General features: G+C 69.8%; 10 protein-coding genes and 1 pseudogene. 6 read left to right on the top strand and 5 right to left on the bottom strand.

What is annotated here, in order from left to right; genetic code table 11:
• Both P3H15_RS23140 and cofC read right to left on the bottom strand, forming a co-directional pair.
• Positions 1-289: pseudogene (locus P3H15_RS23140) on the bottom strand (RNA degradosome polyphosphate kinase); the annotation flags it as partial.
• Between the two features lie 68 nt (positions 290-357).
• Positions 358-1,059 (bottom strand): 2-phospho-L-lactate guanylyltransferase, encoded by a 702-nt coding sequence (gene cofC / locus P3H15_RS23135; protein ID WP_346348797.1) that lies wholly within the window; start codon positions 1,057-1,059, stop codon positions 358-360.
• Positions 1,060-1,229: 170 nt separating this feature from the next.
• On the opposite strand from cofC, the gene P3H15_RS23130 reads away from it, so the two are divergent.
• The 3 genes from P3H15_RS23130 (at position 1,230) to P3H15_RS23120 (ending at position 4,560) form a co-directional block, all read left to right on the top strand.
• A complete protein-coding gene (locus P3H15_RS23130) occupies positions 1,230-2,228 on the top strand; it encodes an NAD(P)H-dependent glycerol-3-phosphate dehydrogenase (RefSeq protein WP_276139355.1) in 999 nt (332 codons plus the stop codon).
• 5 nt (positions 2,229-2,233) lie between these two features.
• On the top strand, positions 2,234-3,358 hold the full coding sequence (locus P3H15_RS23125) for a cystathionine gamma-lyase (RefSeq protein WP_276139368.1): 1,125 nt from the start codon (positions 2,234-2,236) through the stop codon (positions 3,356-3,358).
• Positions 3,359-3,453: 95 nt separating this feature from the next.
• Entirely contained in the window at positions 3,454-4,560 is a 1,107-nt protein-coding gene (locus P3H15_RS23120) for a D-alanine--D-alanine ligase family protein (RefSeq protein WP_072937766.1), read from the top strand.
• Between the two features lie 19 nt (positions 4,561-4,579).
• On the opposite strand, the gene P3H15_RS23115 is transcribed toward P3H15_RS23120, so the two are convergent.
• A complete protein-coding gene (locus P3H15_RS23115; protein WP_276139354.1) occupies positions 4,580-5,176 on the bottom strand; it encodes a DUF3515 domain-containing protein in 597 nt (198 codons plus the stop codon).
• 2 nt (positions 5,177-5,178) lie between these two features.
• Positions 5,179-5,412 carry an Lrp/AsnC ligand binding domain-containing protein gene (locus P3H15_RS23110; protein ID WP_072937768.1) on the bottom strand — a complete coding sequence of 78 codons (234 nt, stop codon included), beginning with the start codon at positions 5,410-5,412 and terminating at the stop codon, positions 5,179-5,181.
• Positions 5,413-5,604: 192 nt separating this feature from the next.
• Here P3H15_RS23110 and P3H15_RS23105 point away from each other — a divergent pair, with 192 nt between their 5' ends.
• The 3 genes from P3H15_RS23105 to P3H15_RS23095 are packed head-to-tail and all read left to right on the top strand — an operon-like array spanning position 5,605 to position 7,787.
• Positions 5,605-6,582, top strand: a complete 978-nt coding sequence (locus P3H15_RS23105) for a thiamine-phosphate kinase (protein WP_276139367.1) — start codon at positions 5,605-5,607, stop codon at positions 6,580-6,582.
• 9 nt (positions 6,583-6,591) lie between these two features.
• Positions 6,592-7,113, top strand: coding sequence for a gamma carbonic anhydrase family protein (locus P3H15_RS23100; RefSeq protein WP_276139353.1), 522 nt, complete (start codon positions 6,592-6,594; stop codon positions 7,111-7,113).
• Complete coding sequence (locus tag P3H15_RS23095; RefSeq protein WP_276139366.1) at positions 7,110-7,787, top strand: uracil-DNA glycosylase; 678 nt, start codon at positions 7,110-7,112, stop codon at positions 7,785-7,787. The genes P3H15_RS23100 and P3H15_RS23095 overlap by 4 nt, the downstream gene beginning before the upstream one ends.
• Positions 7,788-7,883: 96 nt before the next feature.
• On the opposite strand, the gene P3H15_RS23090 is transcribed toward P3H15_RS23095, so the two are convergent.
• Positions 7,884-8,672, bottom strand: a complete 789-nt coding sequence (locus tag P3H15_RS23090) for an enoyl-CoA hydratase/isomerase family protein (protein WP_276139352.1) — start codon at positions 8,670-8,672, stop codon at positions 7,884-7,886.
• Positions 8,673-8,724: the final 52 nt, after the last annotated feature.

Raw genomic sequence — 8,724 nt, 5'->3', positions numbered from 1 at the left:
ACTCGTCCAGGTTGGAGGCGAAGATGGCGAGGAATTTGGCGCGCTCGAGCAGCGGCAGCGAGGTGTCCTCGGCGAGGGCGAGCACCCGGGCGTTGAAATCGAGCCAGCTGAGTTCACGGTTGAGGTAACGGTCTTCGGGGAGCCCGTCCGTCAGCGCGCTCGTGAGGGCACTCGTCGCAGCGGGGGGAGCCATCGGAACGTTCGTGGGGCTGGCCGTCACGATGCCGTCGCGGGTTCCGTTCTTTCCGTCGACGTCGGTCGGGTGATCGAGTGCTTCTCGGTTGCTCACTCCACGATCATCCCTCGAGAATTCGGCGGCGGACAATCGATGGGGCAAATTCACACGGCGTGCGCGGGCTACTCGTTTCCGCAGCGCGAGGGCGCGGTGTGTTCGAGGGCGTCGAGTGCGGCTCGCGTCGCAGGTCCGACGCCGAGAGCCTGCGCGGCATCGAGATCGTCGGCGGTGTCGACGTCGGTCCGCAGCCCCGGCCAGTGGCCGTCGAGGGGGCGCGCCCCGGAGTCGAGATGCCGCTTCGCCGATCCCGGTCCGAACCGGGGATCGAGGGGAATCGTCGGGTCGCAGGAGAACAGTGCGGCCGTTCCGGTGCCGTGATGATCGACGACCACCGACCTGCCGCCGGTTCTCGCCGCGGCGAGTGCTTCGCCGAATTCGCCTCCGCGCAGTGACGGAAGGTCTGCCTGCAGCGCGACGACGTCGACTCCGCTTTCGTTGCGACGGACGTGCTCGGCCGCGGCGGCCAGGGCCGCGTTGAGTCCGTGCTCGGTGCCGCCCTCGTCCGGCAGATTTTCGGCGGCGACGGGGGTGGGGTCGGCGTAGACGTTCGCGCCGACGCTGCGGGCGAGCCGGGCCACCGCGGGATCCGGCGTGACCACGGTGACGCCGACGACCGTGGCGACGTCGCTCACGACGGCCAGGGTGTCGCGCAGCATCGACAGCACCAGCCCGGTGCGGTCATCCGTGTCGAAGACACCCGACAGTCGCGTCTTGGCCGCGTGGAGTTCCTTCACCGCGACGAGTACGTGCGCGCGCGGCGCCACGGATCGGGTCGCTGTGCTCATGCGGATATCTTGCCAGCCCGCGCGGGGTGGTGCGCCGGACGCCCGGTCGCGGCTGAGCAGCGGACGAGTTCGATAGCGGAGCGGCGCCCGACCTCGGCATCGGCAATACTGTGGGCGACGAATCGGGTAACGAACGACGAGGGGGCTGTGTGAGCAAGGCTGCGGTACTGGGAGCGGGTTCATGGGGGACTGCATTTGCGAAGGTCCTGGCCGACGCGGGGACCGATGTCACCATGTGGGCGCGACGCGCTGAGGTCGCCGAATCGATCGTGTCGCGGCACGAGAACGAGGACTACCTGCCGGGCATCGCCCTGCCTCCGTCGTTGACCGCCACCGACGACGCGCGGGCCGCGCTCGACGGCGCCGACATCGTCGTCCTCGCGGTGCCGTCGCAGTCCCTGCGCGACAACTTGCAGGTCTGGAGTCCGATGATCCCCGCGAACGCGACCATGCTGAGTCTCGCCAAGGGCATCGAGACCGGCACCCTCATGCGGATGAGTCAGGTGATCATTCAGGTCACCGGCGCGGATCCGGGGCGCGTCGCCGTGCTGTCCGGGCCCAATCTGGCCCGGGAGATCGCGATCGGCCAGCCGGCGGCCACGGTCGTCGCGTGCACGGATTCGACGCGGGCGCTCGAATTGCAGAAGGCCTCGGCCACCGGATACTTCCGGCCGTACACGAATTCGGACGTCATCGGCTGCGAGATCGGCGGCGCCTGCAAGAACGTCATCGCCCTCGCCTGCGGTATGGCGTCGGGAATCGGTTTGGGAGAGAACACGATTGCGAGCATCATCACCCGTGGTCTCGCCGAGATCACCCGGCTCGGAGTTGCGCTCGGCGCGAAACCCGCCACCCTCGCGGGTCTCGCCGGGGTGGGCGATCTGGTCGCCACGTGCACGTCGCCCCTGTCCCGGAATCGGTCGTTCGGGGAGCGTCTCGGTCAGGGCGGATCGATCGAGAGCGCTCAGGCGGCCACCCACGGTCAGGTCGCCGAGGGCGTCAAATCGTGCTCGTCGGTGCGTGCCCTGGCCGCCAGTTACGACGTCGAGATGCCGCTGACCGATGCCGTGCATCGAGTGTGCCACGAGGGTCTCGTGGTGCAGGACGCGATTGGTCAGTTGCTCGGCCGCCGTACGAAGCCGGAGTGACACACGTGAGTGGTGATTCGACGCGCTGCGTCAAAGCTGTTGCAGCAGAAAAGATTCCTGGTTCGCCGATGCAGAGGGGTCCGGTCTTCGCGGCGCCTTACCAGCTGAGCGCGGACGAGGGGAGTGAATCCGACACCTACGCACGGGCCTCCAACCCGGGCTGGCGCGACCTCGAGTCGGCACTGGCGGCGCTCGAGGGCGCCGCGGGCGCGCTCGTCGTCGGCTCCGGGATGTCGGCGATCACCGTCGTGCTGCGGAGTCTGCTCACCGCGGGCGATACCGTCGTCGTGCCGTCCGACGGCTACTACCAGGTCCGCGCGTACGCGCGGGAGCGTCTGGAGCCGATGGGCATCACCGTGCACGAACTGCGGACCGCCGACATGGCCGGCGAGGCGGCCGCCGCGCTGCTGGCCTCCGCCGAGGGGACGACGGTTGTGGTGGCCGAGACCCCGGCCAACCCGTCCCTGGACGTGGTGGATCTGCGGGCCGTGTCCGAGCAGTGCGCGAACGCGGGCGCCGTTCTCGTGGTGGACAACACGACCGCCACCCCGCTCGGCCAGCAACCACTCGAGCTGGGTGCAGACGTGGTCGTCGCCAGCGGCACAAAGACTTTGAGCGGTCACAGCGACCTGCTCATGGGGTACATCGCCGCGTCCGACGCCGACTTCCTGGCCGGCATGGAACGGGAGAGGGCGCTGTCGGGCACGGTGCTGGGCCCCTTCGAGACGTGGCTCGCCCACCGGAGCCTCGGAACGGCGGGGCTGCGATTCGAGCGGCAATGCGCCAACGCCCTGGCGCTCGCGACCCTGCTGGAGACGCACCCGGCGGCCCACCACGTCCGGTACCCGGGGTTGCCCGGTGACCCCGCGCATGCCGTCGCCGCTGCGCAGATGCGCCGGTTCGGCGGGCTGGTGACGTTCGAGGTGGACTCCGCCGAACAGTTCCACCGGCTGGTGGCCGGCAGCGACCTCCTCGTGCCGGCGACGAGTTTCGGCGGTATCCACACCAGCGCCGACCGCCGGGCCCGATGGGGCGACCCCGTGCCCGACGGGTTCGTGCGGCTCTCGTGCGGAATCGAGGACACCGACGACCTCGTCGCCGATGTCGAGAGTGCACTGTCCACATTGTGACGTGCGTGCCGCCCGTCGTGTCCTGAGGTCGGCGAAGAAAACGTGAGGAGAGGTGGGTGCGGTGAGTGGGTCACGGCGACGGTACGGTTTGTGTCGTGAGTAAACCGCGTACCCGGGTAGCCGTCATCTTCGGTGGCCGCAGCAACGAGCATTCCGTGTCCTGTGTGTCGGCCGGAAGCGTCCTGAAGAATCTCGACCCGGAACGGTACGAGGTGGTGCCGATCGGCATCACCACCGAGGGTTCATGGGTTCTCGGCTCCACCGACCCCGAGACGCTGTCCATCCGCGGCCGGGCGCTGCCCAGCGTCGATGCCGACGGATCCGCACTGGCGCTCACCGCCGACCCGACGCGATCCGGCGACCTCGTTGCCCTCGACGACGGCGAAGCGGGCAAGATCCTGGCGTCCGTCGACGTCGTCTTCCCGGTCCTGCACGGCGCCTACGGCGAGGACGGCACCATCCAGGGCCTGCTCGAACTCGCCGGAGTCCCGTACGTCGGTCCCGGCGTGCTCGCGAGCGCGGCAGGCATGGACAAGGAATTCACGAAGAAGCTGCTCGCCGCGGAAGGCCTGCCGATCGGGTTCCAGGTCGTCCTGCGCCCCGGCACCGCGACACTGACCGACGAACAGAAGTCGCGCCTCCACCTCCCGGTGTTCGTGAAACCGGCCCGCGGCGGGTCGTCCATCGGCATCACCCGGGTGGCCGAGTGGGCCGCACTCGACGACGCCATCGCCCATGCCCGACGGCACGATCCCAAGGTGATCGTCGAATCGGGGATCGCCGGCCGCGAGGTCGAGTGCGGAGTCCTCGAGTTCCCGGACGGCGAGGTGCGGGCCAGCGTCATCGCCGAGATCCGGATGCCGGAAGGCGCCGACGACGACGAGGCGTTCTACGACTTCGACAGCAAATACCTCGACGACGTGTGCGAGTTCGACGTGCCCGCGAAACTCGAGGACTCGGTCAGCGACGAGATCCGCGAACTCGCGGTGCGCGCATTCTCCGCGCTCGACTGCCAGGGACTCGCACGCGTCGACTTCTTCGTCACCGAGGACGGCCCGGTGATCAACGAGATCAACACGATGCCGGGATTCACGTCCATCTCGATGTACCCGCGCATGTGGGACGCGGTGGGCGTCGACTACGGCACCCTCGTCTCGACGCTGGTCGACACCGCCCTCGCGCGCGGCACCGGACTTCGGTAGCGAAACGGCGGTCCCGCGGTCAGGGATTCGCGACCGGCGCCGGATCGAGGGGCTTCTGCGGCAGTGCCTGCGACACCGCGCCGGAGATGTCCTGGAGCGGCGTCGGGCCCACACCGGTGGGAACGGTGAGTCCGACGTACACGCCGCGGTCGACGGCGAAATAGCTGCTCGCGTCGATTCCGGCGCTCGCACCGGAGATCTCGAACCACTGCACCCCGTCGATCACCTGAAGCGCGGACGCCTGATCGAATTCCGCGGGACGGTCCAGGCCGCACCGCAGCACGAGGGGTTCGCCCTCGGCCGGCTGCCACGCGGCGGTCGCCTCGGGTGCGGGTTCGGTGAGTTCCGCCCGGGTGTAGTCGCCGAGCGCGTCGGGGAGGCCCGCCATCAGGGCGGCGCACTCCGCGGAGGCGGACGCCGGCGCCGGCACCGGCCCCAGCGACACGGGTTCCTTGGCAGGGTTCCGGCCGGCGAAGACCGCGGCGACGACGATGCCGATGATCAGGGCGACGGGCAGTGCCACGGCCGTCGCGATGAGCGCCGGATTCCGTCGCTCCGCGAGGGCCGGGCCGGGAGTGCCGTCGGATGCATTCTGTTCGGGTTCGAGATCGGACATGCTCAGTTCTTGTTCGCAGACTTTTCGGGGACGTCGCAGGTGAGGGTGCGGGTGATGCCGGCGACCTGACGGATCTCCTTGACGACGGGGGCGACGTCGTCGGCGGACACCCGCACGATGACGTCGTACGGTCCGACCACGTCCTCGGCGGTCCGCACTCCGGTGATCTTCGCGATCTCGGTCGCGATCGCCGCAGCCTTGCCGACTTCGGTCTGGATCAGGATGAACGCTTGCACTCTCGCTCCGGCCCTTCCCTGCTCCGCCCCGCAGGTATCTCGGTAGAGTCGCGGGTGCTTCGGCGCGCTGATCGGTCACGTGCCGAGTAGTCCCGGCAACAGCTTGAAGGTACCGCAGTCGCACATTCCGTCGACCGGACCCACGGCCGTCGCGCGGGTCACCCGACACTACGGCGCGCCTGGAGGCACACCATCACACCGACGGATTCCCCGGACCCGACTCCGCCCCGTACCGTCGCCGACGTCGGCGAATTCGCCGTCATCGGTCGCGCGGTGCAGGGCCGGGTGCAGCCCCCGACCACCCTGATCGGCCCGGGAGACGACGCCGCTCTCGTCCGGGCGGCCGACGGTCGGGTGGCGGTGTCCGCCGACATGCTGGTGCAGGACAGGCATTTTCGCCTCGACTGGTCTTCGCCGCGAGACATCGGTCGCAAGGCGGTGGCCCAGAACGCCGCCGACGTCGCGGCGATGGGTGCGCGACCGACAGCTTTCCTGGTGTCCCTCGGCCTGCCGCCGGACACGCCGATCGACGTGGCGGACGGCATCTCCGCGGCGATCGGGGAGAGCGCCGAGGAACTCGGAGCCGGCGTGGTGGGCGGGGATCTCGTGCAGGCCGCCCAGGTCGTGATTTCCGTCACCGTCCTCGGCGATCTCGGCGGCAGGAGCCCGATCCGGCGGTCGGGCGCGCGGCCGGGTGACGTGGTCGCGGTGGCCGGGGAACTCGGCCGATCGGCGGCCGGTCTCGCGTTGCTGCTCGGCGGATCCACGGATTTCCCGGATCTTCTCGCCGCGCACCGCGTCCCCACCCCGCCGTATGCCGCGGCGTGGGCCGCCGCGGACGGCGGTGTTCACGCGATGACCGACGTCTCCGACGGGCTCCTCGCCGATCTCGGCCACATCTGCGAACAGTCCGGAGTCGGGATGTCGCTCAGCCGATCCGACGTGACCGTGCCGCCCGAACTGGTGTCGGCGGCGAAGGCCCTCGGCGCCGACCACTGGGAATGGGTGCTCACCGGGGGAGAGGACCACGGTTTCACCGCCACCTTCCCCGGCGACGTCCCGCTCCCGGCGGGGTGGACCCGGATCGGCGTCGTCCACGACGGGTCCGGCATCTCGGTCGACGGCGAGACCTGGCCGGGGGCCGGCGGCTGGCAGAGTTTCGCGGTATAGGTTGCACGCATGGCTATCTACGCGCTCGGGGACCGCGAACCCGACATCCATCCGGACGCCTACGTCCACCCCGACGCCGTGGTGATCGGAAACGTGACCCTGGCGGCGGGAACCTCGGTGTGGCCGCAGGCCGTGCTCCGCGCCGACTACGGCACCATCACCGTCGGCGCCGACACCAACATCCAGGACGGCACCGTGATCCACTGCACGGTGTTCGATCCCACCGTCATCGGCTCGGGTTGCGTGGTCGGCCACGCGGCGCACATCGAGGGGTCGACGATCGGCGACCACTGCCTGATCGCGTCCGGTTCGATCGTGCTCAACGGTTCGGTCATCGGCGCAGGGGCGATCGTCGGGGCCGGCGCCGTCGTCCCGTTCAAGTTCGAGGTTCCGCCGCGGACCATGGCGCTCGGTGTCCCCGCGAAGATCCGGCAGGGCTACGAGGTCCCCGAGGGGCACCTCGACAGGAACGTGAAGATGTATGCCGCGAACGCGGCCTACTACCGCGAGTCGCTGCGCAGGCTCGACTGATGGCGGCGCCGCTGTCGGACCTCGTCGAGGCCGGATGGGCCGAGGCGCTCGAACCGGTGTCCGGACGGATCACGGAGATGGGCGCGTTTCTGCGCGCGGAGATCGCCGACGGTCGTGAGTACCTCCCCGCCGGGGAGAACGTCCTGAGGGCGTTCACCCACCCGTTCTCCGCGGTCAAGGTCCTGATCGTGGGCCAGGACCCGTATCCCACGCCCGGTCACGCGGTCGGTCTCAGCTTCTCGGTGGCTCCGGAGGTGAAACCGGTGCCGCGCAGTCTCGGCAACATCTTCACCGAGTACAGCAAGGACCTCGGCTACCAGACGCCGACCACCGGCGACCTCACCCCGTGGTCCCGTCAGGGCGTGCTCCTGCTGAACAGGGTTCTCACCGTGCAGCCCGGACTCCCGGCCTCGCACCGGAAGAAGGGCTGGGAGGCGGTCACCGAACAGGCCATTCGCGCTCTCGTGGCGCGCCCCGAACCCCTCGTCGCGATTCTGTGGGGCCGGGACGCGTCCACCCTGAAACCGATGCTCGGCGACGTGCCGACGATCGAGTCGGCGCACCCCTCACCGTTGTCGGCGTCGCGCGGATTCTTCGGTTCGCGGCCGTTCAGCCGCGCGAACGAACTCCTCGACGGCCTGGGCGCGGAACCGGTGAACTGGCAGCTGCCGTAGGCGGCCGCCGGACGAGACCGTCAGTCCTGCGTTTCCTTCACCGGCGCGAAATCCGCACGCCTCTTCACTTCACCGATGCGAAATCGGCACGCCTCTTCACTTCACCGATGCGAAATCGGCACGCCTCTTCTCCAGGAAGGCGTCGACGCCCTCGCGCCCCACCGGGCTGTCGGCCGCGGCGGCGATCGACTCGGCCTCCGCGTCGAGTTGCTCTGCGAGCGTGCGCGACCGCGAATCGCGCACGAGTGTCTTGATCCCCGAGTACGACGAGGTCGGGCCGGCCGCGAGGGTGCGGGCGAGCCGGAGCGCCTCGTCCTGGACGACGTCGTCGCCGACGAGGCGGCTGAGGATGCCGAGGCGAACGGCCTCGTCACCGCTGAGAACGGCGTCGGTGATCAGGATCTCACGCGCACGGGCGTCGCCGACGATGCGCGGCAGCGTCCAGGACATGCCGCCGTCCGGCGTGTAGCCGATCGACGGATAGGCGGGGCGCAGCTTGGTGCCGGGGCCGCCGATCGCGACGTCCGTGAGGCAGACGAGGCTCATGCCGGCGCCCGCCGCCCAGCCGTGGACACCGGCGATCACCGGAACGGTCACGGCGTCGAGCGCCCGAACGAAGTCGTGGAAGACACCCGCCACCTCGGCGACGCACTCGCTGCGCACCGGTGCGGACGCGAAGGCGCGGACGTTGCCGCCCGCGCAGAAGTTCGGGCCCTCACCGACGAGGAGGACGCTGCCGATCCGGTCACCGACCGCCTCGAGTGCGCGGGCACCCTGCACCAAACCCTCGCCGTCCAGCGAGGTGCCGTTCTCCGCCGTCGCGATCGTGACGCGCAGGACGCCGTCTTCGAGCTGTACTTTGCTGAATCCATCGAGAGAAGTCACCGTTGCACCCTACGTGGGCCCCTGCCGGTGCCCGTCGTGCCCCGATGCGCTG

Source organism: Rhodococcus sp. T2V (assembly GCF_029269925.1).
Classification (GTDB): Bacteria; Actinomycetota; Actinomycetes; order Mycobacteriales; family Mycobacteriaceae; genus Rhodococcus_F; species Rhodococcus_F koreensis.
Note: the sequence above shows the minus strand (reverse complement) of the source record. Positions and strands in the feature narration are given on the sequence as shown.

Excerpts from the sequence above, each read along its gene's own strand:
- P3H15_RS23115 (WP_276139354.1), bottom strand. The coding sequence starts at position 5,176 with ATGTCCGATCTCGAACCCGAACAGAATGCATCCGACGGCACTCCCGGC.
- P3H15_RS23100 (WP_276139353.1), top strand. The coding sequence starts at position 6,592 with ATGGCTATCTACGCGCTCGGGGACCGCGAACCCGACATCCATCCGGAC.